Source organism: Microbacterium sp. KHB019 (assembly GCF_037285405.1).
In the GTDB taxonomy this organism is placed as follows: domain Bacteria; phylum Actinomycetota; class Actinomycetes; order Actinomycetales; family Microbacteriaceae; genus Microbacterium.
In genome coordinates, this window is record NZ_JBBDHF010000001.1 from 1,140,868 (window position 1) to 1,166,896 (window position 26,029).

At 68.2% G+C, this 26,029-nt stretch carries 21 protein-coding genes; 10 read left to right on the top strand and 11 right to left on the bottom strand.

The window, feature by feature from the left end; genetic code table 11:
- Window positions 1-62: 62 nt before the first annotated feature.
- The 4 genes from KHB019_RS05500 to guaB all read right to left on the bottom strand — a co-directional run bounded on the left by KHB019_RS05500 (window position 63) and on the right by guaB (window position 4,137).
- On the bottom strand, window positions 63-836 hold the full coding sequence (locus tag KHB019_RS05500; protein WP_230102326.1) for an SURF1 family protein: 774 nt from the start codon (window positions 834-836) through the stop codon (window positions 63-65).
- Window positions 837-912: 76 nt separating this feature from the next.
- Entirely contained in the window at window positions 913-2,028 is a 1,116-nt protein-coding gene (locus tag KHB019_RS05505) for a GuaB3 family IMP dehydrogenase-related protein (RefSeq protein WP_230102325.1), read from the bottom strand.
- Between the two features lie 107 nt (window positions 2,029-2,135).
- Window positions 2,136-2,450 carry a DUF2277 domain-containing protein gene (locus tag KHB019_RS05510; protein ID WP_337458259.1) on the bottom strand — a complete coding sequence of 105 codons (315 nt, stop codon included), beginning with the start codon at window positions 2,448-2,450 and terminating at the stop codon, window positions 2,136-2,138.
- Window positions 2,451-2,634: 184 nt separating this feature from the next.
- Window positions 2,635-4,137 (bottom strand): IMP dehydrogenase, encoded by a 1,503-nt coding sequence (guaB, locus tag KHB019_RS05515; protein WP_230101942.1) that lies wholly within the window; start codon window positions 4,135-4,137, stop codon window positions 2,635-2,637.
- 214 nt (window positions 4,138-4,351) lie between these two features.
- Between guaB and KHB019_RS05520 the strand changes: the two genes are divergently transcribed.
- From KHB019_RS05520 to KHB019_RS05540, 5 genes are read left to right on the top strand one after another with little or no spacing between them, the layout of a single operon-like run.
- Entirely contained in the window at window positions 4,352-5,623 is a 1,272-nt protein-coding gene (locus KHB019_RS05520) for a branched-chain amino acid ABC transporter permease (RefSeq protein ID WP_414684015.1), read from the top strand.
- A gap of 2 nt (window positions 5,624-5,625) precedes the next feature.
- The gene (locus KHB019_RS05525; RefSeq protein ID WP_337458260.1) at window positions 5,626-6,603 is read left to right on the top strand and encodes a branched-chain amino acid ABC transporter permease; all 978 of its coding nucleotides are present in this window, start codon (window positions 5,626-5,628) and stop codon (window positions 6,601-6,603) included.
- Window positions 6,604-6,646: 43 nt separating this feature from the next.
- Complete coding sequence (locus tag KHB019_RS05530) at window positions 6,647-7,606, top strand: ABC transporter ATP-binding protein (RefSeq protein WP_230102324.1); 960 nt, start codon at window positions 6,647-6,649, stop codon at window positions 7,604-7,606.
- Window positions 7,603-8,364 carry an ABC transporter ATP-binding protein gene (locus tag KHB019_RS05535; protein ID WP_230101939.1) on the top strand — a complete coding sequence of 254 codons (762 nt, stop codon included), beginning with the start codon at window positions 7,603-7,605 and terminating at the stop codon, window positions 8,362-8,364. The genes KHB019_RS05530 and KHB019_RS05535 overlap by 4 nt, the downstream gene beginning before the upstream one ends.
- A 28-nt stretch (window positions 8,365-8,392) precedes the next feature.
- Complete coding sequence (locus KHB019_RS05540) at window positions 8,393-9,382, top strand: NAD-dependent epimerase/dehydratase family protein (RefSeq protein ID WP_230101938.1); 990 nt, start codon at window positions 8,393-8,395, stop codon at window positions 9,380-9,382.
- A gap of 62 nt (window positions 9,383-9,444) precedes the next feature.
- Here KHB019_RS05540 and KHB019_RS05545 read toward each other — a convergent pair whose 3' ends face one another.
- Both KHB019_RS05545 and rarD read right to left on the bottom strand, forming a co-directional pair.
- A complete protein-coding gene (locus KHB019_RS05545; RefSeq protein WP_230101937.1) occupies window positions 9,445-10,701 on the bottom strand; it encodes an ABC transporter substrate-binding protein in 1,257 nt (418 codons plus the stop codon).
- 52 nt (window positions 10,702-10,753) lie between these two features.
- The gene (rarD, locus tag KHB019_RS05550; protein ID WP_230101936.1) at window positions 10,754-11,689 is read right to left on the bottom strand and encodes an EamA family transporter RarD; all 936 of its coding nucleotides are present in this window, start codon (window positions 11,687-11,689) and stop codon (window positions 10,754-10,756) included.
- Window positions 11,690-11,795: 106 nt separating this feature from the next.
- Here rarD and KHB019_RS05555 point away from each other — a divergent pair, with 106 nt between their 5' ends.
- The 3 genes from KHB019_RS05555 (at window position 11,796) to KHB019_RS05565 (ending at window position 17,199) form a co-directional block, all read left to right on the top strand.
- Window positions 11,796-13,739 carry an Hsp70 family protein gene (locus tag KHB019_RS05555; RefSeq protein WP_337458261.1) on the top strand — a complete coding sequence of 648 codons (1,944 nt, stop codon included), beginning with the start codon at window positions 11,796-11,798 and terminating at the stop codon, window positions 13,737-13,739.
- 14 nt (window positions 13,740-13,753) lie between these two features.
- Window positions 13,754-16,345, top strand: a complete 2,592-nt coding sequence (locus KHB019_RS05560; protein ID WP_337458262.1) for a LuxR C-terminal-related transcriptional regulator — start codon at window positions 13,754-13,756, stop codon at window positions 16,343-16,345.
- A 131-nt stretch (window positions 16,346-16,476) separates the two neighbouring features.
- A complete protein-coding gene (locus KHB019_RS05565) occupies window positions 16,477-17,199 on the top strand; it encodes an IniB N-terminal domain-containing protein (RefSeq protein ID WP_337458263.1) in 723 nt (240 codons plus the stop codon).
- A 445-nt stretch (window positions 17,200-17,644) separates the two neighbouring features.
- Here the strand turns inward: KHB019_RS05565 and KHB019_RS05570 are convergent, their stop codons facing one another.
- The 5 genes from KHB019_RS05570 to groES form a co-directional block, all read right to left on the bottom strand.
- On the bottom strand, window positions 17,645-19,255 hold the full coding sequence (locus tag KHB019_RS05570) for a dynamin family protein (RefSeq protein WP_337458264.1): 1,611 nt from the start codon (window positions 19,253-19,255) through the stop codon (window positions 17,645-17,647).
- Complete coding sequence (locus tag KHB019_RS05575) at window positions 19,252-21,102, bottom strand: dynamin family protein (protein ID WP_337458265.1); 1,851 nt, start codon at window positions 21,100-21,102, stop codon at window positions 19,252-19,254. Before KHB019_RS05575 ends, KHB019_RS05570 begins: the two co-directional genes overlap by 4 nt.
- A 114-nt stretch (window positions 21,103-21,216) precedes the next feature.
- The gene (locus tag KHB019_RS05580; RefSeq protein WP_337458266.1) at window positions 21,217-21,453 is read right to left on the bottom strand and encodes a hypothetical protein; all 237 of its coding nucleotides are present in this window, start codon (window positions 21,451-21,453) and stop codon (window positions 21,217-21,219) included.
- Between the two features lie 89 nt (window positions 21,454-21,542).
- Window positions 21,543-22,694 (bottom strand): hypothetical protein, encoded by a 1,152-nt coding sequence (locus tag KHB019_RS05585; RefSeq protein ID WP_337458267.1) that lies wholly within the window; start codon window positions 22,692-22,694, stop codon window positions 21,543-21,545.
- A gap of 208 nt (window positions 22,695-22,902) precedes the next feature.
- The gene (gene groES / locus KHB019_RS05590; protein WP_017203655.1) at window positions 22,903-23,199 is read right to left on the bottom strand and encodes a co-chaperone GroES; all 297 of its coding nucleotides are present in this window, start codon (window positions 23,197-23,199) and stop codon (window positions 22,903-22,905) included.
- Window positions 23,200-23,407: 208 nt separating this feature from the next.
- Here groES and KHB019_RS05595 point away from each other — a divergent pair, with 208 nt between their 5' ends.
- Together KHB019_RS05595 and KHB019_RS05600 are read left to right on the top strand one after the other, a co-directional pair.
- Entirely contained in the window at window positions 23,408-24,730 is a 1,323-nt protein-coding gene (locus KHB019_RS05595; protein WP_337458268.1) for an extracellular catalytic domain type 1 short-chain-length polyhydroxyalkanoate depolymerase, read from the top strand.
- Between the two features lie 39 nt (window positions 24,731-24,769).
- A complete protein-coding gene (locus KHB019_RS05600) occupies window positions 24,770-26,029 on the top strand; it encodes a class I SAM-dependent methyltransferase (RefSeq protein WP_337458269.1) in 1,260 nt (419 codons plus the stop codon).

Sequence of the window (26,029 nt, forward strand, 5' to 3'; positions counted from 1 at the left end):
CTTTCGGCAGGGCGCAACGTCGGCAGTCATTGGACGAAAGTGGAAGGGCCGTGCTGCTCCGATCAGGATGCCGCGGCCGCGCGCTCCTCGAACTCCTCGACCTCGAGCTGCCACCGGTCCTTCGCGAGCCGGTACCAGATGTAGAACGCGAAGCCGGCGAACACGGCCCACTCGATGGCGTAGAAGACGTTCAGCCAATTGACGCTGGACAGCTCGTGCGGCGCAGGCGAGACGATGTCGACGAGTCCGTCCGGAGCATCCACCGATGCGAGGTACGGACGGTACATCGACAGCTGCTCCACGTCGTGCCACTGCCCCAGCAGCATCGCCGGCGACATCTTGCTCAGCGCGAAGGGCTCGTCGGCCGGTGGGAGGGCAGCGCCCTCATCGGAGATGATGCGGCCGGTGATCTCGGCATCGGCACCGGCGGCATTCCTGTCCAGATCGGCGACGGCGGCATCCGCGCTCTCACGATCGGGCGCCCAACCGAGCGCGACGGCGATCGATGTGCGATCGGCGACGCGGAGCTGCCCCGTCACCCAGTAGCCCGACGTTCCCTCATCGGCTCCGTCGCCGTCGTTGAACCGCGACGAGACGACGAGGAAGTCACCGCCCACCCAGGTGCCGGAGGTCTCGACCCGCTGTCCGACCAGCGGCTCCGCCAAATACTCGCCCGGTTCGAGGACGTCGGCGAGCGGCCGCACCTCCTCCGTGATCCCTGCCGGCGGCGGATCCGTGTCGATGGCGCGTTCCAGCTGCCATTGGCCGAGGAACGCGAAGACACCGGCCACGACGAGGCATGCGCACAGCACGCCGATCCAGCGCCCGCGCAGCATCACCTCGCGCAGAGTCGGCGGGAACTCCTGAGTCGGCGGGATCTCGGGCGTGGTCGTCACGGGCAGCGCGCGCCCGTCACGACTCGTACGGGGCGAGTACGACCTCGACGCGCTGGAACTCCTTGAGGTCGGAGTAGCCCGTCGTGGCCATCGACTTGCGGAGCGCGCCGATGAGGTTGGCGGTGCCGTCGGCGACGGGCGCCGGTCCGTACAGGATCTCCTCGAGCGTCGCGATGCCCGGTGTCTCGACGCGACGGCCGCGCGGCAGCTGCGGGTGATGAGCCTCGGGACCCCAGTGGAAGCCCCGGCCGGGGGCGTCGGTGGCGCGCGCGAGCGCGACACCGAGCATGACGGCATCCGCGCCCATCGCGAGCGCCTTGACGATGTCGCCGGAGGTGCCGACGCCGCCGTCGGCGATCACGTGCACGTAGCGTCCGCCGGACTCGTCGAGGTAGTCACGACGTGCCGCCGCGACGTCCGAGACGGCGGTGGCCATCGGAGCGTGGATGCCGAGCGTCGCGCGAGTGGTGGATGCCGCTCCCCCGCCGAATCCGACGAGCACGCCGGCTGCGCCGGTGCGCATGAGGTGCAGGGCCGCGGTGTAGGTCGCGGCTCCGCCGACGATCACGGGCACGTCGAGGTCGTAGATGAACTTCTTCAGGTTCAGCGGCTCGTCGACGCTGGAGACGTGCTCGGCCGACACCGTGGTGCCGCGGATCACGAACAGGTCGACGCCGGCAGCGGCGACGGTGTCGTAGAGCTCCTGGGTGCGCTGCGGGGTGAGGGATGCCGCGACGGTGACCCCGCCCTCACGGATCTCGGCGATGCGCGTGGTGATGAGCTCGGGCTTGATCGGCTCCGAGTACAGCTGCTGCATCCGTACGGTGGCCTTGTCGGCCGGGAGGGCAGCGATCTCGGCGAGCAGTGGCTCTGGGTTCTCGTAGCGCGTCCACAGGCCCTCGAGGTCGAGGACTCCGAGGCCGCCGAGCTTGCCGAGCATGATCGCGGTCTGCGGGCTCACCACCGAGTCCATCGGGGCGCCGATCACCGGGGTGTCGAACGAGAACGCGTCGATCGACCACCCGGTCGAGACGTCCTCCGGGTTGCGGGTGCGCCGCGACGGCACCACCGCGATGTCGTCGAACGTGTATGCGCGGCGCGCGCGCTTGCCTCGACCGAGTTCGATGTCCATGCTCACCCGTCCAGCCTACCCGTGCCGTCGGAGGGGTCGGGAGTGGCCGCCATACCGATTCCGTGGCGACGAGTTGCGACCCCCGCCCGGCTGCGCGGCGGTGGCAGCTAGCTCGCGGCGCGGGTTGCGTGCTTCTCGGCCTGAAAGACCCGGATCGCCTCATAGCGATCGGCGGAGCGGGCCCGGCGCTTGGCAGCCTCGTGCTCGCGGTTCTTCGGCGGCGCTGTGGTCACCAGGTCGTCGAGGAGACGGCGAGTCGCCTCTGCGATCTCGGCGACTGCGCGGTCGAACACGGCCTGGTTGGCCCTGGACGGCGCGTTCGACCCGGAGATCTTGCGCACGAACTGCAGGGCCGCGTCCTGACACTCGTCGTCGGTCGCGGCGGGTTCGAGGTTGTTCAGCGGGACGATGTTGCGGCACATGCCCGTCACGCTACGCCGCGGTCGCGGCATCCGGAACCCCGGGAGCACCCCTCACGCACTCGAGCCCCCGTCTTGTTACCGAGGCCCCGTCGTAGAAGCGTGAATGAGACGGGGTCTCGACACTAAGACGGGGGCTCGACACCGGGGGCTCGACACCGGGGGCTCGACACTGGGGCGGGACGACCTACTTCTTGTAGTTGGGCGCCTCGACGACGATCTGCACGTCGTGCGGGTGCGACTCCTTGAGTCCTGCCGCCGTGATGCGCACGAACTTGCCGCGGGTCTTGAGCTCTTCGATGGTGCGCGCGCCGACGTAGAACATCGACTGCCGCAGGCCGCCGACGAGCTGGTATGCCACCGCCGACACCGGGCCGCGGTACGGGACCTGACCCTCGATGCCCTCGGGGATGAGCTTGTCGTCGCTGGGCACGTCCGCCTGGAAGTAGCGGTCCTTCGAATACGAGGTCTGCTTGCCGCGCGTCTGCATCGCACCGAGCGATCCCATGCCGCGGTACTGCTTGAACTGCTTGCCCGACTGGAAGACGATCTCACCGGGAGACTCGTCGGTTCCTGCCAGCAGCGAGCCGAGCATCACGGCATCCGCACCGGCGACAAGGGCCTTGGCGATGTCGCCGGAGTACTGCAGACCGCCGTCCGCGATGACCGGGATGCCGGCTGGACGAGCGGCGAGCGAAGCCTCGTAGACCGCGGTCACCTGCGGAACGCCGACACCGGCGACGACACGGGTCGTGCAGATGGAACCGGGACCGACGCCCACCTTGACGGCATCCACGCCGGCGTCCACGAGGGCCTGGGCGCCCTCACGGGTCGCGACGTTGCCGCCGATCACGTCGATGTGCGCGAACGACTCGTCCGCCTTCAGACGCCGCACCAGATCGATGACGCCCTGCGACTGGCCGTTGGCCGTGTCGACGACGAGCACGTCGACACCGGCGTCGCGCAGCGCCTCTGCGCGCTCCCACGCGTCCCCGAAGAACCCGATCGCCGCTCCGACGCGCAGGCGGCCCTGCTCGTCCTTCGTGGCCAGCGGGTACTTCTCGCTCTTGTCGAAGTCCTTGATGGTGATGAGACCCGCGAGCTTGCCGCTCTCGTCGATCAGCGGCAGCTTCTCGACGCGGTGCTTCGCGAACAGCGCGATGACCTCGCCCGCCGCGACGCCGACGGGCGCCGTGACGAGGTCCTCAGAAGTCATGACGTCCTTGACGAACGTCGTGGGCCGCTCGAAGCCCGAGACGAAGCGCATGTCCCGGTTGGTGATGATGCCCACCAACCGGCCATCGCCGTCGACGACGGGAAGGCCGGAGATGCGGTACTTCGCGCACAGCTGGTCGACCTCTTCGACGGTGGCGTCGGGGCTCGTCGTGATCGGGTCGGTGATCATCCCCGACTCGCTCCGCTTGACGCGGTCGACGTGCGCTGCCTGGTCGGCGATGGAGAGGTTGCGGTGCAGGATGCCGATGCCGCCCTCTCGGGCCATGGCGATGGCCATGCGCGACTCGGTGACGGTGTCCATCGCGCTCGAGAGCAGCGGAGTCGCGACCGAGATGCGGCGCGTGATGCGCGAGGAGGTGTCCGCCTCGCTCGGGATCACGTCGGTGTGCCCGGGGAGGAGAAGGACGTCGTCGTAGGTGAGTCCGACGAAACCGAAGGGATCGTGCTGGTCCATGGATGATCCTCCTGCAGGCGAGAGCGGCGCGTTCACCAAGTCTAAACGGCGCAGACGTAACGAAAATTCCTCGGTTCGGGCGCGTGACTAGTGAATGGCCGCGCGCCACAGTACGCTCAAACCCACGCCTGGCCGACCCGAAGCCGTGGCGAGCACTCAATGTGGAGGATGCGTGAGACCCACGTCCGTTGCCGTCCGTCGAGCCCGACCATGGATGGTCGCCGCGCTCGGTGTGCTGATGGCGCTCTCGTTCTTGATATTCCAGCCCGCGGCATCCGCGCTCGCCGAGACGGACGACGGGCAGGAGGTCACCGACTACTACTTCGCCGGGGTCATCACCTTCGACGATGAGCCGGTTCCCGATGTGACGGTGAAGATCGACGGCAACGGCTTCGACGCCGAGACCACGACGGATGCCGACGGCAAGTGGCGCCTGTACGTCCCCGAGAAGGAGACCTACACGCTGACGGTCGACGAGGACACGCTCCCCGAGGGCGTGATCGTCGAAGGCGACTCGGCATCGCAGGAGGTTGAGTTCGCCCTCACGAACACGAAGATCGTCAACCTCTTCCTCGGCGAGGGCGTTCGAGAGACCACGTCGTTCATCGATCAGCTGCTGTCCCGCATCGTCGGCGGCCTGAACTTCGGCCTGCTGCTGGGACTCGCGGCCATGGGCGCGGCCCTGATCTACGGCACCACCCGCCTGTCGAACTTCGCCCATGGCGAGATGGTCACCTGGGGCGCCGTGATCGCGCTCCTGTGCACCTCGTTCTGGCACCTGCCGATGTGGCTCGGCATCATCGCGGCGATCATCGCCGGCGGCCTGCTCGGTCTCGCGATGGACGCCGGACTCTGGCGTCCTCTTCGCCACCGGGGCCTGGGCATCGTGCAGCTCATGATCGTCAGCATCGGGCTCTCGCTGGCACTGCGCTACTTCCTGCAGTACATGATCGGCGGCGCCACATACCAGCTGCAGGGCGCGAGCCCGACCCCGATCAAGCTCGGCCCCGTGTCGCTGTCGTACATCGACATGATCGGCATGGGCACGAGCATCATCGTGATCCTCGGCGTCGCCTACTTCCTCACGCGCACCCGAGTCGGCAAGGCCACGAGGGCCATCTCCGACAATCCGCAGCTGGCCGCGGCATCCGGAATCGACGTGGACAGGGTCGTCCGCATCGTCTGGGTCCTCGCCGGCATGCTCGCGGCGGTCTCCGGCGTCCTGTGGGCGTACTTCCGCCCCGGTGTGAAGTGGGACATGGGCATGCAGATGCTGCTGCTGATCTTCTGCGCCATCACGCTCGGCGGCCTCGGGTCGGCGATCGGCGCCCTCATCGGCTCCATCATCGTCGGCCTCGCCGTCGAGGTGTCAACGCTGCTCGGCGTCCCCTCCGATCTGAAGTACGCGACGGCGCTGGTGGCGCTGATCGTGATCCTCCTCGTCAGGCCCCAGGGTCTGCTGGGACGCAGGGAAAGGCTGGGCTGATCATGGACTTCGGCAACATCTTCGGCAATACCGCCTCGTACCTGCTCAGCCCGACGACCATCGCGTACGCGCTGGCCGCGACGGGTCTGGCCGTGCACTTCGGCTACGCGGGTCTGCTCAACTTCGGCATGGCGGCATTCATGGCCGTCGGCGGATACGGCTACGCGATCTCGATCCTCAGCTTCGGCTTCCCCTGGTGGGGCGGTGTGGCGTTCGGCGTTCTCGCCGGCGCCGTGTTCGCGCTGCTCCTCGGCATCCCGACTCTGCGTCTGCGAGCCGACTACCTCGCCATCGCGACCATCGCGACGGCCGAGGTCGTCCGCCTGCTGTTCCTGACCGAGCTCTTCCGCGAGTGGACGAACTCGGCCGGCGGTCTCAGCGGGTACCACCAGAGCTTCCGCGACATGAACCCGTTCCCCGAGGGCACCTACGGCTTCGGCCCGTGGACGTACAACGCCACGGACCTGTGGGTGCGCCTGTTCGGCCTGATCGTGCTCGGGCTGTCGGTGTTCGTGGTCTGGGCGCTCATGCGCAGCCCGTGGGGCCGTGTGATCAAGGGCATCCGCGAGGACGAGGACGCCGTGCGCTCGCTCGGCAAGAACGTCTTCGCATACAAGATGCAGGCGCTCGTCGTCGGTGGCATCATCGGCGCACTCGGCGGCGTCGTCTTCGTCCTGCCGTCGGCCGTGATCCCCGGCAGCTACTCGACGTCGTTGACGTTCTTCCTCTGGACGATCCTGCTCCTCGGCGGAGCTGCGACCGTGTTCGGCCCCACCCTCGGTGCGGTGCTCTTCTGGGTCGTGTTCGCCTTCCTCGGCGGACTGCTGCCCGAGATGGCGCGCGTCGGCTGGCTGCCGATGACGACGAACCAGGCCGACGTCGTCCGCTACATCGTGATCGGCATCGTGCTCATGCTGATCGTGATCTTCCGTCCGCAGGGCATCCTCGGGAACAAGAGGGAGATGACCTTTGTCAAGTAACATTTCGACCCCTGAGCCTGTCGAAGGGGCCCAAACGGGCAGCATCCGCCGTCCGAAGACGGCGGGCCTCGCCAAGGGACCGGCTGCACCGGGCGTGGCGAAGGTCGATCCGATCCTCGTCGCGGATGCCGTGACCCGCCGCTTCGGCGGACTCACCGCCGTCGACGTCGATCACCTCGAGATCCCCCGCGGCGCCATCACGGCGCTGATCGGGCCGAACGGCGCCGGCAAGACCACCCTGTTCAACCTGCTGTGCGGGTTCGACCGCCCGAACACCGGCACGTGGTCGTTCGACGGCAAGAACCTGTCAGGCATCCCATCGTTCAAGGTCGCCCGCATGGGCCAGGTGCGCACGTTCCAGCTCACCAAGTCGCTCTCGCTGCTGACGGTGCTCGAGAACATGAAGCTCGGTGCGACGCACCAGCGCGGCGAGGGGTTCTGGGCGAGTCTGTTCCCGTTCCTCTGGCGGGCGCAGGACGCCGAGATCGAGGAGAGAGCCCGTGAACTGCTCACCCGGTTCAAGCTCGACGCGAAGGAGAAGGACTTCGCCGCCTCGCTCTCGGGCGGTCAGCGCAAGCTGCTCGAGATGGCGCGCGCGCTGATGAGCGACCCTCAGCTGGTCATGCTCGACGAGCCGATGGCCGGCGTCAACCCGGCGCTGACGCAGTCGCTGCTCGATCACATCCTGGATCTCAAGGAACTCGGCATGACGGTGCTGTTCGTCGAGCACGACATGCACATGGTCCGCCACATCGCCGACTGGGTCGTCGTGATGGCTGAGGGCCGAGTGGTCGCGGAGGGCCCGCCGGACACGGTGATGGAGGATCCGGCCGTCGTGGACGCCTACCTCGGCGCCCACCAGGACGTCGACCTCGGCGCCGTCACCGGACGCCTGCAGGTCATCCCGGATGCCGACGCCGCCGAGCTGCGCGAGCAGATCGAGGCAGAGGCAGAAGCAGAGCTCGAGGCCGACAGTGCGGCCACCGACGAGGAGAAGGCATGACCGACAACGTGTCGACCGGGCAGGGCGCCGATGACGTGATCGTCGAGATGAAGGACGTGCACGCCGGATACCTGCCGGGCGTGAACATCCTCAACGGCGCCAACCTCGTGGCGCGCCGCGGGGAGCTGATCGGGATCATCGGCCCGAACGGTGCGGGGAAGTCGACGCTGCTGAAGGCCATCTTCGGCATGGTGCAGGTCCGCGACGGCGACATCACCGTCAAGGGCGAGAGCATCGTGGGTCTGAAGGCCGACAAGCTCGTCAGACGCGGTGTCGCGTTCGTACCGCAGACGAACAACGTCTTCCCCTCGCTCACCATCGAGGAGAACCTACAGATGGGGCTGTACCAGAACCCCAAGATCTACGCCGAGCGTCTGGAGTTCGTCAGCGACATCTTCGCCGAGCTCGGCAAGCGCCTGAAGCAGCGTGCCGGTTCCCTCTCGGGCGGAGAACGGCAGATGGTCGCGATGTCGAGGGCACTGATGATGGACCCGTCTGTGCTACTGCTCGACGAGCCGTCCGCCGGCCTGTCACCGGTGCGTCAGGATGACGCGTTCATCCGCGTCTCGGACATCAACAAGGCCGGTGTCACGACGATCATGGTCGAGCAGAACGCTCGCCGCTGCCTGCAGATCTGCGATCGCGGTTACGTCCTCGACCAGGGTCGGGATGCATACGAGGGGTCAGGGCGCGACCTGCTGAACGACCCGAAGGTCATCGGGCTGTACCTCGGCACGCTGGGCACGGACGCCGCGTAGGTTCTGGCGCCCGCCCTAGGCTCGTCCTATGACGAGCATTCTCTACCTGGGCGGCACCGGAACCATCAGCGCGGCGTGTGTGCGCCGCTCCGTCGAACGAGGCCACGACGTGACTGTGGTCAACCGCGGCAGCGGTCGGCGTGGTCTGCCGGATGCCGTGACGACGGTGTCGGCGGATGTCCGCGACCCCGCGGCGCTGAGGGATGCACTCGCCGGGCGCGAGTTCGATGCGGTGGCCGACTTCCTGTCCTTCTCCCCTGCGGACATCGCCGGCAACCTCGACGTGTTCGAGGGGCGCACGGGACAGTACGTGTTCATCAGCTCAGCGTCGGCGTACCAGAAGCCGCCGGCGCAGCTGCCGATCACCGAGCGCACGCCGCTCGAGAACCCGTTCTGGCAGTACTCCCGCGACAAGATCGCGTGCGAGGACCTGCTGCGCGCAGCATCCGCCGACCGCGGACTGCCGATCACGATCATCCGCCCCTCGCACACCTACGACGAGCGCCGCTTCCCGACGATGGGCGGCTGGAACGACATCGCGCGCATGCGCGCCGGACGCCCGGTCGTCGTGCTCGGCGACGGCACGAGCCTGTGGACCGTCACGCACGCCGATGACTTCGCCGTCGGCTTCACCGGGCTCATCGGTCACAAGGGCGCGATCGGCGAGGACTTCACGATCACCGGTTCCCACGCGCCGACGTGGAATCAGATCTACACCTGGATGGGCGCTGCGGCCGGTGTCGATGCGCCGGAGCTCGTGCACGTGGCATCCGACACGATCGCGGCGTTCGCGCCGGATCTCGGCCCGACCCTGATCGGAGACAAGGCGAACTCGACCCTCTTCGACACGTCGAAGCTGCAGGCGCTGGTGCCCGAGTTCGCCACGACGATCACGTTCGACGAGGGCGCGCGGCGGGCCGTCTCGTACCACGACGCGCATCCGGAGGCGCAGGTCGTCGATGCAGAGCGCGACGCGCAGTTCGACCGCATGATCGCCCACGCCCGCTCCGCCGGGTAGAAGGCCGGCACACACGAAAGCGCCCCGGATGCTGCATCCGGGGCGCTTCCTGTGTGCTGTTGTTACTTGATGCGAGTGGTCACGTTGTCGGCATCGAACTCGTAGACGCCGATCGCGGCACCCTGCGGGTCGTTGTCGTCGTTGAACGTGACCTCGCCGGAGAGGCCGTCGTAGTCGGCCACGCCTCCGCCGTTGATGATCTCGGCGCAGTCGGCGAACGTGGTGCACTTCTCGCCTTCGCCCGAGCCTCCGGACACCTCCTGCATGTTGGCCGCGATGTCCTTGCCCTCGACCGAGATGCCCTTGAGAGCAGCCAGTGCGATGAGGATCGTCGCGTCGTACGCCTCAGCGGAGTACGTCACGGCGTCGATCGGCTGGTTGCCCTGCGCGGTCCACACCTCGTTGAGCTGGTCGATGAAGTCGTCGGGCAGCTCAGCGCCTGCGCGCGTGCCCTTCGAGCCCTCGAGGCTCACACCGAGGTCCGGCCAGTCCTTCAGGTTTCCGTCGACCAGGTACAGCGCGCCGGTGTCGACGCCCGCGTTGCCGAGCAGCGGGGCGATCGTGGCGAACTGGTCGTACGAGACGATGGCCACGGCGTCCGGGTTGGCCGCTGCGACCTCCTGCACCTGGGCGTTGAACTGACCGTCGCCCTGGTTGTAGGACGTCTCGGCGACGACCTCGCCGCCTGTGCCCTCGAACGTGGACTTGATCGCCTCGAACAGGCCGGTGCCGTACGGGTCGTTCTGGTAGATGATGCCGAGGGTCTTGTGACCGTCCTCGGCGATCTGGTTGCCCAGCACCTCGCCCTGCAGGTTGTCGCTCGGCGCCGTGCGGAAGTACATCGGGTTGATGCCCGTGAAGTCCGGCGACGTGTTCGACGGCGAGACGGTGAGGATGCCTGAGCCGGCGTTGCCGTCGAGGATCAGCTTCGTGACGCTCGACGAGGCGGCACCGACCATGGCGGTGATGCCTGCGCTCTGCAGGTTGGTGATCGAGGTCTCGTACGCCTTGTTGTCGAGGTCGCCCTCGTCAGCGGGGGTGAGGTTGACCTGGATGCCGGCATCCGCCTCATTGATCTGGGCGACGGCGAGCTGCACGCCTGACTCCATCGGGGCGCCCAGGAAGGCGAGCGATCCGGTCGAGGGAAGCAGCGATCCCAGCTCGAGTGTCAGGTCGACATCGGCCGGGCGCTCGGTGTTCGTGCCCTCACTGGATTCGGGTTCGGGTGTGCTGCTGCTGCAGCCCGTGATCACAAGCGCCGAGGCGCTGACGAGCGCAAGGCCAGTCAGCCACTTCGTACGCGACAGCGTGCGGTTCATAGTGCTCCTTTGCAACGATGGGCATGCATGCATGCTCTCGGGTGATCCAACTTTATGGTGCGGGCGGGGCCGGTGGGTCTCGGTGCGCTAACGATCTGGTCGCAAGCAGCAGATCGACGACGAACACCCCGACGGCGATCCACACGACGATGAAGCCAACCCAGCGCTCCAGCGGCATCGGCTCGTGCAGGATCAGCACCCCGGTGAGGAACTGCAGGATCGGGGTGACGAACTGGATCATCCCGATCACCGTGAGGTTGATGCGTCGGGCGCCTGCCGCGAACAGCAGCAGCGGGACGGCCGTGGCGATGCCCGCGAACAGCATGAGCGCGGTGTGCCAGGCGCTCACGGTGCCGAAGGTGATGCCATCCGCCTGCGCGACCACGATGAGCTGGATGATCGCGATCGGGATGAGCCAGAACGATTCCAGGGTCAGACCGCTCACGGCATCCACCGCCGGTCCGATCTTCTTCTTGATCAGGCCGTAGACGCCGAAGGACGCCGTCAGCGACAGCGCGATCCACGGGAAGGAGCGGTACGCGACGACGATGACGACGACGGCGAGCGCGGCGATCCCGATCGCGATCCACTGCAGGCGACGGATCCGCTCATGCAGCACGAAGACGCCCAGCAGCACGGTGGTGATCGGGTTGATGAAGTAGCCGAGCGCCGTCTCGACCACCCGACCGCTCAAGGTTCCGATCAGGAACACCTGCCAGTTGACGTAGATGAGCACGCCGGCGAGCGCCGTCCAGACGAGCAGCCGCGGCTGCCGGATGATCGCCATGATCCGCCGCCAACCGCGCATGATCGTCAGAAGCAGCACGCAGAAGACGAACGAGAACAGCACGCGCGCGGCGACGACCTCCCACGGGCCGGTCGGGACGAGCAGCAGGAAGTACAGGGGCAGGAACCCCCACAGCAGATAGGCCCCGCCCGCGTAGGCGACTCCCGCCGCACTGGTTCTCGCGGGCGCATCGGGGGTCACAGATTCACACTAGCCCTCGCCGGGAACACCCCTACCGCCCGGCGGCCAAACGACCTATAGTGAGCGTGTCCGACTCCACAGCTGGGGGATGGTAGGCGGAAAGGGAATGGGCGAGTCCGAATTCGTACTCGCGCTTGACTTGGGGAACAGCCGCATCACAGCGGCATCAGCGGGTCTCGCGCAGAGTGAAGAGATCGACGCCGACTCCAAGGTGCTGGGGCACCGGAGCGGCCCCCTCGCCGCGCTCGCCTATGTGACTCCCGAGGGCGATCTGCTGTTCGGCGACGTCGCAGAGCAGCGCGGCTTCACCCACCCGGAGAACCTCATCCGCTCGTTCATCGGCGATGTCGGCGACGACGTGCCCCTCGTCGCCGGGACGCGCTCGATCACCGCGGCCGAGTTGACCGCCGCGCTGATCTCGTGGGCGGCAGGGCTCGCCGAGCGGCACAACGCGCGGCCCCCGGTTCTCGCGATCGCGCACCCGTCGTCGTGGAGTGCGCATCGGATCGATGCGCTGCGCACAGCGCTCGGCGACGCCGGGCTCGAGGACGCTCACCTGATGACGTCTGCGGCAGCTGCTCTGCATCACCACGAGCGGATGCTCCGCGACATGGACGCACCCGCCCTGGCGACGGGCAGCATCACCGCGGTCTACGACCTGGGTGGCGAGACGTTCGAGGCGACCGTGCTGCGCAAGGACGGAGCGGCGGAGTATCGGATCATCGGTGAGCCGGTCGCCCTGCCGGACGCCGGGGGCGCGCTGTTCGACGACCTCGTGCTCGAGCACGCCATCCGCATGTCCGCCGGCGCTGATGGCCCGTCGATTCCGGATGCCGGCGACCGCGTGGCCCTTGCACGGCTGCGGCGAGCGTGCGTCTCGGCCAAGGAGTCGCTCTCGTTCGACTCCGACGCCGCCATCCCCGTGACCCTGGCCGGGCGCAGCGCGAGCGTGCGGATCACCCGCTCGGAGCTCGACACGATGATCGACTCGACGCTCGATCGCACGGTGGAGGCCCTCGAGCGCGCTCTGGACGACGCGCAGGTGCGGTCGGACCAGGTGGATCACATCCTGCTCATCGGCGGGTCCTCGCATGTCCCGTTGGTCGCTCAGCGGTTGTCCGAGCGGTTCGACCGGCCTCTCGTCTCCGCCCCGGATGGCGCCGCTGCGTTCGGCGCTGCGGTGCTCGTGTTGGAGGAACTCGGCGCAGAGCGTCGGTCCGTCGCCGCTCTGCCGACGGAGACGGCTGCCGAGCAACCGAGCATCGATATCCAGGCGGATGCGGCGCCGCGACCTCGACGGAGGCGCTTGATCCCGATCTTCGGTCCCGCATCCGTCCGCACGGCGACACCGGCCGTCGTGACGATCGCCGCAGTCGTGGTCGCCGCAGGCGTGGCCACCAGCACAGCGGGGGCCGCGACCCTGCGAGGCACCGCAGACGATGCTCCGGCGACGACGAGCACAGCGGCGCTCACGGACCTCGGCGTGCTCGACCCCTTCGCACCGCTGTTCTCCCCGGTCGAGGGGCCGGCGCCTGCCGATCAGGTGGCTCCGGTCGACGTTGAGCCGGCGCCGATCATCACGCCGAAGCCGGCAGAGCCGTCCGGCCCGCGCAACGTCGTCCGCGACACGCTCCCGTCTGCGGAGAAGAAGCGCCCTCAGGCGCCGGAGCAATCGCGTCGTGGTCCGGTCATAGAGAACGCGGCGACGCCGCCCTCCTCCCCGCCCTCGTCCACCCCGGTCAGGACGCCGTCGCCGAACCCCGCTCCCTCCGTCGCCCCGACGCCCAGCGACCCGCCGCCGAGCGACCCGCCGACCGACCCCCCGGTCGACCCGACACCGAGCGATCCCCCGAGCGACCCGCCGACCGACCCCCCGGTCGACCCGACACCGAGCGACCCGCCGACCGACCCCCCGGTCGACCCGACACCCAGCGACCCGCCGACCGAACCCCCGGTCGACCCGACGCCCACCGCAGCCCCTGCCGACCCTGTTCCGACGCCGCCGGCCGACGGGCCGACGCCTTCTGCTCCCTCAGCGGATCCGACCTGAGAGAGCCGACCACTATGACTGTTGTTTCCATGCGGCAGGACCATGCGCCGCACGCCGCCCCCGTCTTCCTGTGGAACCGACAGCTGCGGGCGGTCATCGAAACCATCGCCGCGTCGCCCGAGTCCCCTCCTCGGGCGACGCTCATCGGGAACGCCGGCTCCGGCAAGTCGGCGTCGCTGCGGCACCTGCGCCGGATGCTGCTCGATCGCGGCCTCAGCGCGGAGCTCCTGTCATCACCTGACCCGGCGCTGATCGGCAGGACCCCTCCCGAGACGGTCCTGCTGGTCGACGATGCGCACCTCCTCGACGATGAGCAGCTGGCCTCGCTGCGGGAGCGAGCCGACGACGCGTCGACGGCGCTCATCGTCGCAGCACGCCCCTGGCCGTCGCCGGAGTCGCTGCGCGGCATCGCGCGAACGCTGGAGCGGACGGGCTCGTCGGTCGTTCTCGGGCATGTCAGCCCCTCGGACCTGATTCCGCACCTGGAGGCCGATGCGACGGCGATGCGCGATGCCTGTCTGCAGCACATTCTGCAGTCCACGGGCGGGGTGACCTGGCTCGTCGTCGAAGCGCTGAGCCATCACGACGAGCTGGACTGCATCGACGACGACGCGCACGCCGAACTGCAGCGAACGCTCGCCGAGACCGTGCTGCACCGGCTCGACACCATCGACCCCGTCCACCGTTCGACCGTGGAGGCGCTGTGCCTGCGGTCGGCTCAGCACGTCCCCTCCGCCGAGGCGGACGACGCCGTGCGGTGCGGGCACGCCGAGGGGCTGCTGCTGCGCAGCGGACGCCCCGTCCCCCTGGTGCTGTCGGCTGTCCGGGCCTCGCTCCCCGCGCGCAGACTCGCCGAGCTGAGCGGCTCGATCACGGTGACAGACGCCGAATCCGACGGCCAGGGGGTCATCGCTCTGGCGGAGGAGATCGGCTCGGAGGCCGTGGCCGACGCCCTGGTGCGACACGGCGACCGGATGCTTGACACCGACCCCGCCCGCGCCGAGGAGGCCTACCGGGAAGCGATCCTGTGCGGCACCGTGCCGTCTGCACTCGCCGCCAGACGGGCGGCAGGCGCCTGGGCGCGAGGCGAGCTGGACGACGCGATCGCCATCGCCGACGAGGCCACGCCGGATGCACGCGCCGTCGACGCCGGCCTGCTGACCGACGTCGCCGCCGGGGTGTGGTCCGCTCGGGCGATGATGACGCAGGCGGATGCGGTCTACCGCGCCTGTCCACCGCAGGATGCCGTGTCAGCCGTCCTCGCCACGATCGCCGCCGTGGCAGTCGGATCCGCCTCCGCCTCTCCCGCGGCGGGCGACGACGGTGCACCGTCGACGCTGAGCGTGGCCATGATGCTCCTGCGCCGGGGCATCCAGGCGTCGATCGCCGGCGACGCCTGTGACGCCGTGCTCGCCGACGTGGTCCGCTCCGCCGAGATGTACACGAGTTCGCGCGCCACGGGTGCCGTCCCTGAGCTGCCGGCGGTCATCGCGGCCGTCATCGCGTTGAACGCCGGGGCCACCGCGACAGCGCGGACCGTCGTCGACGACGCGATCCGCGGCGCACACGGCGGGTCATGGGCCGCACCGCGCCTGCTGCTCTGGCGCGCGTGGATCGCCGTGCAGCGCGCCCGCCCTGCCGACGCCCGCGCCGACCTCGCCCGCGCGTACGAGCTCGCGCCGTCGATGTCGGCGCGGGATGACCTGCTCGCCCACGCCGTGCGCGTCGCGATCGCCAGGCGCTACGAGGACGCCTCCGGCGCCGAGGAGGCGTGGCGGCATGCGCGCGGCAGCGTCCTGCGCGCGGAGATCGACCTGTTCCTGCTGCATCCGCTGTCGGAGCTCATCAGCTCGGCGACCCGCGCGGGCGACGCCGCACGCGTCGAGCAGCACTTCGCGCACGCGCTCGCGATCACCGCTGGCATCGGCGACCCGCCGCTGTGGATAGCGCACCTGCGCTGGGCAGGGATCCAGCAGGGCATCCTGCTCGGCAGCCCCGCGCACCTGACGCCTCATGCGAAGGCGCTGGTCGCGGCATCCACCGGCAGTCGGGTCGCCGCTGTGATGGCGCGCGCCGGTCGCGTCTGGACCTCTGTGCTCGGCGGCACCGTCGACCCCGCCGCAGTCGAGGCCGCGGCGGAGGGTCTCGCATCCATCGGTCTGAAATGGGACGGCGCCCGCCTGGCCGGCCACGGCGCCGCGCGCACGGAGGACCGCAAGATCGCCGCTCGGCTGCTCGCCTGCGCTCGCGAACTGCATCCGACCGAGGCCGCACGCAAGGCGTCAGAGGCCGCGGCGGCAGACGACCAGGGCGAGACCCGGACCTCCCAGGAGGAACTGCTCAGCGACCGCGAGATCGAGGTCGCGCGCCTGGTTCTGCAGGGCAAGACCTACGCCGAGATCGGCGAGGCCATCTTCATCTCGCCCCGTACGGCCGAGCATCACATCGCGCACATCCGCAACCGCCTGGGCGCGACATCGCGCTCCGAGGTCCTGGCGAAGCTCCGGCAGCTCATCGGTGAGGATCACACGGTCGGCTTCATCCGCCCCGTCGACTCGTCTCCGGTCGGCGAATCCCCCACCCCGCAGCTGCGGGTATCGGGGTGATCCCCGATGCCACGGGCGGTGGGCGCGCATACGCTCCGTATCAGGATCTGGGGATCTGCGGGCTCGCGCAGGGGCGAACGCCCGGCGAAGTGCATTGAGCTTCGAACGATATCCAAGAGGGGGACTTCTCCATGACGTCACCGATCGAGACGATCGCGGATGCGCTGATCGCCTTCATCCTGAGCCTGCTCCGCGATCCGGATGCAGCAGCAGATTTCGCGGCCGATCCCGACAACGCTCTCGAGCAGAACAATCTGCACGGTGCCTGCCTGGCCGACGTCGCATCCATTCGCCCGGTCATCGTCGATCGGCCTGATGTCGTCACGCGCACGCAGCCGGAGAACCCGCCTCCGCCCACCACCCACACCGAGGTGACCAACGAGATCATGCGGATGGTCCAGCAGTTCACCACCATCGACGCGCGGTCGACGATGATCGACCAGTCGGTGAACCAGAACATCTGGACGGCCGGCGGCGACGTCACCCAGGTCTTCGATCAGGATGCGATCGTGGCATCCGGCGACGGCTCTGTGGCCGCAGGTGATGACGGCATGATCGACGAGAGCGACACGGATGTGACCGTGGGAGACGTGTCGATCGGCAACGAGACGTACGACGGCAGCTTCAACGACGCCGACGTGGACGTCACGGTCCCCGATCCGGCCGACCCCGTCGCCGTCGACCCGGCACCGGCTCAGGAACCTGTCGCGCCTGCAGCACCCGTCGACGTCGCCGAACCCGCCGATGTCCTCGACACCGACATGTCGGCCGCCGACGACGCCTACGACGCCGATGCGGCGAGCGCAGCGATCGCCGACGAACCGGCCGTCGAAGAACCGCTCGAGGAGGACTGACATCGGCGCCGTGACCGAACAGGATCCGGACCAGGCTCGGGAGGCACCGCGCCGTCCGGAGGTGACCAGTGCGAACGTCGCGCCGGTGCTGGTGAAGCTGACGCCGCCGTTCGAGGTGCGGCTCAGCCAGTTCTTCTGGATCATCAGCTTCGCGGTCGGCGCGTTCGCGGTCGTGTTCCTGTTCGTCGTCAGGGAGGAGCTGCTGCCCCTGATCGAAGAGGTGGCGCGCGGTGTCACGGACGGTCGCAGCGATGAGACCTACACGAGCGCAGCCGACATCCTGTTCTGGATCGTGTTCGGAGCGCTCGTCGCCGTGCTGCTCGTGCAGATCACCCTGATGGTCTCGTTCACCAGCCGGCGCCCGAACGTGCGGTGGTGGCAGCTGTCCACTCTCGCTCTGCTCGCGCTGATCGTCGTCCTCTCACCCGAATGGGTGGCGCTGGGATCACACGGGGCGCAGTTTCAGGCGATGATCGCGGCGCAGGCGGGGCTCGTCGTCCTCGCGCTGCTGTGCAGCATCCTGCCGAGGGCCATGAGCTGGTCGGCCCGCCGGGTCGACGTCAGGCGCGGACCCGCGGGAGTCCAAGGGCACGTCGATCTCTGACGCGATCCCCTCGAGACTGCGAATCACCACCCGGCACACCTCGAGCGCTCCCCGGTCGGCGAGCGGTGATGCGCTGAGCCGTCGCCAGTGCCCGATGGCCTCGCGGGCAGCGGAGCAGACGGCGTCGTCATCCGCCTGCGGCGACAGCCCGAGCCTGGTGCGGGCGTCGGTGCCCTCGGCGCCGATGATCCGCTCCGCCTGAGGCGCATCGTCGTCCGAGACGGGCAGCCCCTGCGATCGTGCCTGGGCGAGCAGCGAGAGCTCGCGCAGCGTGTGCGCCGCCAGCGTGAACCGCTCGACACCGGCGCGGATGGCCTCTGTCCCCGCGCGAGGCGACTGGTGCACGAGCCGCTCGAGCTGGTGCACGATCCCCCGCGCCTTGAGCGTGGCCGCGCGAGGCTGGAACTGCGTCGCCACGACGTCCTGGATCTCCAGCAGGCCGCTCTGCTGCACCAGCTGGTCGGAGAGCTCCGACGAGCTGGCCGCGCCGCCGCGGATGATCGCCGTCGCCATCCGAACTCCGAAGATGCCGAATCGGGCCAGCAGATCGCGGCGGACGACGACGCTCAGGCCTGTGGCATCCGTCTCGCGCAGGAATCGGTCGGCCGAGATGAGCAGCCGTTCCCGCTCGTCCCTGTCGAGGCCGGCGAGCTCGCGGAAGGCGATGTACTCGCTCTCCCGAAGCGTCCGTGCGCCTTCGGCCACCAACCCGGTCACGGGGACCACTCCGAGCGTGAGGGAGGCGAGCTCCGGGTCCCGCTGATAGCGATGCGCGACTCTCCGCGCCGAGAGCAGGGAGTCGATGCGCCCTGACCCGACCTCGTCCGCCCGCGAGAGCACGCTGATCGCGCACACGGTCTGGGCGGCACCGGCGGCGTTGTCGTGGAACGCCTCGAGGAACTTCACGTCGGACCCGTGCAGGTGACGCAGCAGATACACCACGGCATCCGCCGCGGATGGAGCGTCCTCCGGGGTGAGGAAGCGGACGGCTCTGGTCGAGGTGTCCTCCGACAGGGATGCGATACCCGGCGTGTCGATCAGGATGACCGACTTCAGCGCCTGCAGCGGCCAGCCGACGTCGATCCACTCGACCTCCTCTGCCGCGAGTCCGCCGAGGTCGAGCACGAGCAGCCCGTGATCGCGTCGGATCGGCATCCTGCGTGGTTCGCCGACACGGGGATGCAGGGTGATGGTCGGTGTCGGCGAGAAGCGGTACCAGGTGACGACGCGCGTGCACTCCCCGGTGTCCGTGGGGGCGATCCGCTCGCCGAGCATAGCGTTGAGGAGCGTCGACTTGCCCGCCTTCACCATTCCGGCCAGGGCCAGTCGCAGGGGCTCGTGCAGACGCTGCTCGAGCTGCTCGATGATCTCGAGCTCGGCGGCATCGCCCTGGTAGACGTCGCGGGCCGTTCCGAGGAGGTCCTCGGTGATCTCGATGATGGATGCCGTCATGAGTCGGCGCGTCCGAATCCGCCGGCACCCAGCGCACCCACTGGCCTCGGCGTGTGCTCGATCGCCTGGGCCGCGGCGGGATCGAGCGCTGGGATCCGGCTTCTGAGCTCGTCGAGCTGACTGATGCGCGCGCGCAGCGTGTTCACGCGAGCGTCGCGCTTGGAGGTGAAGGTCGTCGCCGCCTGCTTGGCGGTCGTGAGTGCTTCGGAGAGCGAGCGGTGCAGCTCCTCAGCCATCGATCCGAAGTGGTCGCGGGCGGTGCGCTGCACGAGGCGCAGGCGATCCTTGAGCTGCTTGCCGACCTGGAAGGTCACCTCGTCGATGTGCCGGCGGACGATGAGCTTCGCCTCCTGCTGACGCCTGGCCAGGCGCGCATGCATGTCCTCGCGGTACGCGCGTCGTCCCACCAGGACGCCGGCGAGCAGGGAGAGCGGGTTGATCAGCGTCATGCCGATGAGGCCGGTGACCAGACCCACCATGAGAACGCCGCCATAGGAGCCGCGTACGCCGATGTAGATCTTCTCACCCGCGCTGAGCTGCCCCGGGTCCAGGCCCGCGATGTCCTCCACCGGGTCGAGCACGCCCCCGGTGTCGCGCACATCGATCGCCGGCAGCGCCGTCTCGCCGCGGCTGAACAGGTCGGCGACCTCTTCGGACAGCCACCTCGATCGCTCGTCGGTCCAGACGAAGGTCTCGGCGACGGCCGCGGCCACCCGCTGATCGAGCCATTCGGTGATCTGATCCCAGATCGGACCGGGATCGCCCTCGTCGATCGACTTCTCCGCCTCACGCATGACGCGGCGAAGACGGTCGCGGACGTCGTGCTCCATGTCGGCGACGAGATCGGCGATGCCGTCCGTCAGCGTGACCTGCCAGCGGGCCGATCGTCCGCGGAACTCGTCCGCGCTGGCCTTGGCGGCCTCGAGTTCGGCGATCATGCGCGGCGTGTCCTCAGGGTTCTGCAGCGCGTTCAGTTCGGTGCGCATCGACAGCGTCAGCTGGTCGATCACCGAGAGCAGATCGTGCACGGCGCCGCGTTCGTGGATCACCTCGGCGCGGCCGAGCACCTCGCGGCGCAGGTGCGCGACGAGCGCGGGGAACCCCGAGTCATCGTTCAGGCTCCGGTCCTGCATCTCGGCGGCCAGCAGCCGCAAATCGCTCGAGACCGCGAAGATCGGCACGTCACCGGCATCCATCAGATGCCGACGATCGATCTGCTCGACCTCCCGCCATTCCGGGTACAGGTCGGTCTTGGCCAGCACGGCCGCCACATTGGGCGAGATGCGCATCGCGTGGCGCAGGAACTGCACTTCGGGTTCGGTGTATTCCTGAGAGGCGTCGGAGACCATGAGCACGGCATGCGCCGAGGAGAGTGCCGCGAGCGTGGTCAAGGCGTTGGTGGACTCCAGGCCGCCGACTCCTGGCGAGTCGATCAGTTGCAGGCCGCCCTTGAGTATCTCGCGAGGCAGGAGCACCTCGGCCGAGACGATTCCGCGTTCATTGCCCGGATTGCCGCGCTCCGAGACGTAGTCGGCGAGCTCCGCGAGCGGGATCTCTCGGCGTTCGAAGTTCTGATGCAGCGGGTCTCGGCCGCTGTTCTTGCCGCGCTCGATGATCCACGCGGAGGGCTCCGGCGCGTAGCCGACGACGGTCGCGACGCTGGTCGCCACGTCGTCGTCCACCGGGCACGCCGGCGCATTGACCAGCGCGTTGATCAGCTTGCTCTTGCCCTGCTTGAACTCGCCGACCACGATGACCCTGATGCCGGGATCGAGCAGCCGATCCCGCGTCTGCTCGAGACGCTCGGCAAGATCGGCTCTGCCGGCGGACGCCGCGAGGCTGCCCACCTCGCGGACTGTTTCTGCGACCGATTCCCCAGCGGTGCGCACTTCCGGCACGTGCTCCCCCAATTGCTTGTGAGCTGACGAGGTGGTGCACCACCTCTGCTCCCCGTTTCGAGATCAGGCCAGAAGGCCTGGTCCCACTGCTGCCCCGTCCAGGTCGGGTGCGGCAGCCGGGTCATCTCCCCAGATGACGTCCGGATCCACTTCCCAGTCGGAAGAGTCGATGTTCTCGATCTCCGCAGTGAACATGTTCGTCCCCGCCGGGTCGGTGTCTGCTGCGGCATCCGTCCAGACGGTCGCATCGAAGACGGAGTCGTCGATCGGCTGCTCTGCCGATTCGCTGTCACCGTACATCTCTCACGACCTTCGGATCGGATTGTCTGCAGTGTACTGCTCTGCCCGGCCGCCTTCCAGAGGCAGCCAGGCAGAGCAGGCTCTGTGCCTCAGAAATCGACGTCGTTCATGTCTCCCGTAGGGCTGCCGACATTGATGTCGTCGACCGCCACGTCGACATCCAGCGAGTCGTCGACCATCGAGTTGTCCTGGAACGAGTCGTTCACGGACCAGGTGTCGGAGTTGTCCGTCATCGAGTTGTCCTGGAACGAGTCGTTCACCGACCAGTTGTCCGACAGATCGGTCATCGAGTTGTCGGAGTTGTCCGTCATCGAGTTGTCCGAGTTGTCGGAGTTGTCCTGGAACGAGTCGTTGATCGACCAGTTGTCCGAGAAGTCCTCGTTGAAGGAGTCCGTGTTCCAGGTGTTGCCGATCGACACATCGCCCACCGTGATGTTGGTGTTGATGTTCGTCAGCGACCCGTCTCCGCCGGCTGCGACGGATCCGTCCCCGGATGCCGTGATGCTGCTGTTCGCGATGACCTGGTTGACGTCGCCACCGGTGGTGTCGCCGCCGCCTCCACCCCCGCCGCCGTAGCCCAGGGTGGCGAGTCCGGCCGAGCCGGCCGCGCCGCTGGCTGCGGTGGAGATGTTCTGGTTCACGGACTGGTCGTTCAGCGTCGCCCTGGCGTCGATCGTCAGGTTTCCGCCCGCACCGGCCGCCCCCGCTGCACCCGCGATGTTCAGATCGTTGAATCCGGCGTTGAACTGCCGCGTGCCGACGCTGATCGAGTGATCGTTCAGCGTGGTGTTGCCGGAGTCGTGAACCGAGTTGTTCTGGAACGAGTCGTTGATCGAGTTGTCCGAGTTGTCCGAGTTGTCGGAGTTGTCGCTGTGGTCGGAGTTGTCCTGCCACCAGCTCGAGTTGTCGGAGTTGTCGGAGTTGTCGCTGTTGTCCGAATTGTCGGAGTTGTCCGAGTTGTCGGAGTTGTCGGAGTTGTCCGAGTTGTCGCTGTTGTCCGAGTTGTCGGTCGAGTTGTCGGAGTTGTCCGAGTTGTCGTCCGCCGAGTTGTCCGAGCTGTCGCTGTTGTCCGAGTTGTCCGAGTTGTCGGAGTTGTCCGTCCACGAGTTGTCGGAGTTGTCCGAGTTGTCGGAATTGTCCGTCGCGGAGTTGTCCGAATTGTCCGTGTTGCCGTTGCCGACGTCTTCGATACCCAGATTCCACTGAGCGCCGAGCAAGTTGGCGTTGTCCTGCACAGCCATGATGAGACCCCTTTATCCGTGTGAGTGCCGAGTGGCGCTTGATACGAGTCTGGAACTCACGGCAGCGCCGGGCATCGGGGAGCATCCCGCGCCGTATCGGGGAATGGTCGGGGGATCATCGGGGGCGCGGTGGGGGTCAGTAGGGGTCACCGGATACGACGAAGGTCCGGATGCTGAAGCATCCGGACCTTCGAAATTGAAAAGCGCGTCAGCGAACGACGACGGCGAGGACGTCGCGGGCCGACAGGACGAGGAACTCGTCTGCGCCGAACTTCACCTCGGTGCCGCCGTACTTGCTGTAGAGCACACGGTCGCCGACGGCGACGTCGAGCGGGACGCGGTTGCCGTTGTCATCGATGCGGCCGGGGCCGACGGCCACGACCTCGCCCTCCTGGGGCTTCTCCTTGGCGGTGTCGGGGATGACCAGGCCACTCGCGGTGGTCTGCTCGGCCTCGACCTGCTTGATGACGATGCGGTCTTCGAGCGGCTTGATGGAAACCGACACGGTCTACCTCTTCTTTCTTGACGCTGACACGAAAGACTTGTTCGCACTCTCAACCCGAGAGTGCTAATCACAGTGTAGGCGCTGGGTTGGCACTCATGCAACGCGAGTGCCAACCCTCCTCACACCCCTGTTGCCTGAATCAGCTTTCATATACGGTGATGCGCAAACCGATCAAGGAGGATCGATGACGTTGCAATCACCAACACGCATGCCTCGACGGCGTCTCACTGCCGCTCTCGTCACGGCGGGGCTCTCGCTGGCCGCACTGGTCGGGATTCCGGCCGCAGCCCAGGCGATCACGTGTCCGCCGGGATTCGAGAGTCTCCCCGGCTGCACGAATACCGAGGGTGGAGGCACCGACACCGGCGGCGGTGGCGCCGCATCGCCCGGCACGTGGTCGTCCGAGACGATCGCCGGCATGACCGTACGCCTCTACACGCCGACGACGCAGGCGGCTCTCCCCGCCGGCCGCGCACTGATGGTGAGCCTGCACGGCTGCGTGCAGACCTCGTCCGATATGCAGAACGCCGGCAACTGGGCTGCGACCGCGGAACAGTACGGGATGGTCGTGGCGCTCCCTTCCGCTCCGAACGGCGGAGTCCTGCTGGGCTGCTGGGACTACTACGACGCGAACCACTCCAGTTCGGCGCCATCACGCCACGACGACAACCTGCTCGATCTCGTCTCGGCGCTCACCGCACGCTCCGCGCTCGGGATCGACGCGGATCAGGTCTACATCTCCGGGCTGTCGTCCGGGGGCGGAGAGACGATGGTCATGGGATGCCTCGCGCCGACTGTCTTCGCCGGCATCGGGATCGACGCCGGACCGACGGTCGGCACGACGTCCGGTCAGATCGGCGCTGTCGCGGTGTCGAAGGCTCAGGGCACGGCGACCTGCAACGCGTTCGCGGGCACGGGATCCAGCGGATTCGCCACGCAGCTGACGTCGGTCGTCTACGGCAGCAGCGACACGACGGTGGCGACCGGCTACAACGCGTTGAACGCGCAGATCATGGCCGGTCTGTACGGTGCCGCATCGACGTCGTCGTTCTCACTCGCGGGTCTTCCTGGTGCGAACACGAACGGCACCGGCACCCTCTACTCCGACGGCGACGGCCCTCGGGTCTCGCTGATCCAGAACACCGGGCTCGGTCACGCGTGGCCGGCGGGTGCCGGCAGCGGCGGCAACTACATCTCGGCGAACAGCATCGACTACCCGGCGTACGTCACGGAGTTCTTCTTCGACAACAACCGCCGCGTCGACCGCGACGCGACGGATCCCGACCCCGACCCCACGCCGACGCCGGACCCCACGCCGACCCCCGATCCCACGCCTGATCCGGACGGCTGCTTCACGGCATCCAACGCGGATCACAAAGCCGCGGGGCGCGCGACGTCGTACGGCGTGAACCCGTACAACCCCTACTACGCGAAGGGCTCTCTCGCGTACATGGGGCAGGGCGACGCCACCGTCACCAGCCTCATGCAGACGGGCGACGCGTCGTTCGCGCTCGTCGCATCCTGCAGCTGACGCGACGATCTCCACCCGCTCGGTCGTTAGGCTGAGCGGGTGGAGATGTCCGAGCTGACCGCGCTGCTCACCCCCGACGGGCTTCGGCTGCTCGACGAGGTCGGGACGATCAGCACGACCTCCGAAGTGGCGCAGACCGTATCGCGGCTGCGCGCCGCTGGTCATTTCCCGGATCTCGTGTCCGCCGTCGTCGGCCAGGCGCATCTGCGTGCGAAGGGCGTCGCGAAGTTCGGTGCCTTCGCCGAGCGGATGCTGTTCACGAGGTCGGGCCTCGAGCAGGCTACGCGTCTGGGCGTGGCGGCCCGGCACGCCGGTCGCATGCGCCGCGCCGGCATCGAGAGCGTCGCGGACCTGGGTTGCGGGATCGGCGGCGACTCCCTCGCGTTCGCCGGCGCCGGGCTCAGCGTGCGGGCGGTGGATGCGGATGAGGTCACCGCGGCGATCGCCGCGTACAACCTCGCTCCGTTCGGGGAGGATGCCACTGTCCAGCACGGCACTGCGAAAGACTTCGTCGGCGCGAACTTCGCAGATGAGCACGAACTTCGCACGAATTCGGGCGATTCCTACGAAGAAACTGCGCTTCTGCGATGGAAGCGCACGGCGGTGTGGCTCGACCCCGCCCGCCGCACGGCTGGGCACAGCGAGACGCGCCGGGTCGCGGCATCCGACTACTCCCCCTCGCTCGGCTGGGCCTTCGATCTGGCGGAACGGATGCCCGTTGGCATCAAGCTCGGTCCAGCGCACGATCGCGATGCGCTCCCCGCGGACGCAGAGGCTCAGTGGGTCAGCGCGGACGGCAGCGTCGTCGAGCTGGTCGTGTGGTCCGGCGCCCTGGCGCGCGAGGGCGTGCGGCGATCGGCTCTGGTGATGCGCGGCGACGAGTCTCACGAGCTGACGGCGGGTGCGGACTCTGAAGATGCCGAGACCCGCGAGCTCGGCGCGTTCGTCCACGAACCGGACGGCGCCGTCATCCGTGCGCGCCTGATCGGCGATGTCGCCCGGAGCCTGGATGCCGGGATGCTCGACCCGAAGATCGCCTACCTCACCGGGGATGCCGCGGTGACGAGCCCGTTCGTGCAGTCGTTCAGGGTGCGCGAGGTCGCAGCGGCGAACCCCAAGTCGATCAACCAGATCCTGAAGGCGCACGGCGTCGGGACCCTGGAGATCAAGAAGCGCGGGATGGATGTCGACCCCGCGGCCTTCCGCAAGAAGCTGACCCTGCGCGGCACGGAGTCGGCGACGCTCATCCTCACGCGGGTCGGCGACAAGCGGATGGCGATCCTCGCCGACCGCGTCTGA

Bases quoted from the DNA above. Each gene is read 5' to 3' on its own strand.
- KHB019_RS05595 (WP_337458268.1), top strand. From the start codon at position 23,408: ATGCCTCGACGGCGTCTCACTGCCGCTCTCGTCACGGCGGGGCTCTCG.
- KHB019_RS05540 (WP_230101938.1), top strand. From the start codon at position 8,393: ATGACGAGCATTCTCTACCTGGGCGGCACCGGAACCATCAGCGCGGCG.
- KHB019_RS05505 (WP_230102325.1), bottom strand. From the start codon at position 2,028: ATGGACATCGAACTCGGTCGAGGCAAGCGCGCGCGCCGCGCATACACG.
- KHB019_RS05585 (WP_337458267.1), bottom strand. From the start codon at position 22,694: ATGGCTGTGCAGGACAACGCCAACTTGCTCGGCGCTCAGTGGAATCTG.
- KHB019_RS05510 (WP_337458259.1), bottom strand. From the start codon at position 2,450: ATGTGCCGCAACATCGTCCCGCTGAACAACCTCGAACCCGCCGCGACC.
- KHB019_RS05565 (WP_337458263.1), top strand. From the start codon at position 16,477: ATGACGTCACCGATCGAGACGATCGCGGATGCGCTGATCGCCTTCATC.
- KHB019_RS05570 (WP_337458264.1), bottom strand. From the start codon at position 19,255: ATGACGGCATCCATCATCGAGATCACCGAGGACCTCCTCGGAACGGCC.
- KHB019_RS05580 (WP_337458266.1), bottom strand. From the start codon at position 21,453: ATGTACGGTGACAGCGAATCGGCAGAGCAGCCGATCGACGACTCCGTC.
- KHB019_RS05535 (WP_230101939.1), top strand. From the start codon at position 7,603: ATGACCGACAACGTGTCGACCGGGCAGGGCGCCGATGACGTGATCGTC.
- KHB019_RS05520 (WP_414684015.1), top strand. From the start codon at position 4,352: ATGGTCGCCGCGCTCGGTGTGCTGATGGCGCTCTCGTTCTTGATATTC.
- KHB019_RS05555 (WP_337458261.1), top strand. From the start codon at position 11,796: ATGGGCGAGTCCGAATTCGTACTCGCGCTTGACTTGGGGAACAGCCGC.
- KHB019_RS05525 (WP_337458260.1), top strand. From the start codon at position 5,626: ATGGACTTCGGCAACATCTTCGGCAATACCGCCTCGTACCTGCTCAGC.
- guaB (WP_230101942.1), bottom strand. From the start codon at position 4,137: ATGGACCAGCACGATCCCTTCGGTTTCGTCGGACTCACCTACGACGAC.
- KHB019_RS05545 (WP_230101937.1), bottom strand. From the start codon at position 10,701: ATGAACCGCACGCTGTCGCGTACGAAGTGGCTGACTGGCCTTGCGCTC.
- KHB019_RS05560 (WP_337458262.1), top strand. From the start codon at position 13,754: ATGACTGTTGTTTCCATGCGGCAGGACCATGCGCCGCACGCCGCCCCC.
- KHB019_RS05500 (WP_230102326.1), bottom strand. From the start codon at position 836: ATGCTGCGCGGGCGCTGGATCGGCGTGCTGTGCGCATGCCTCGTCGTG.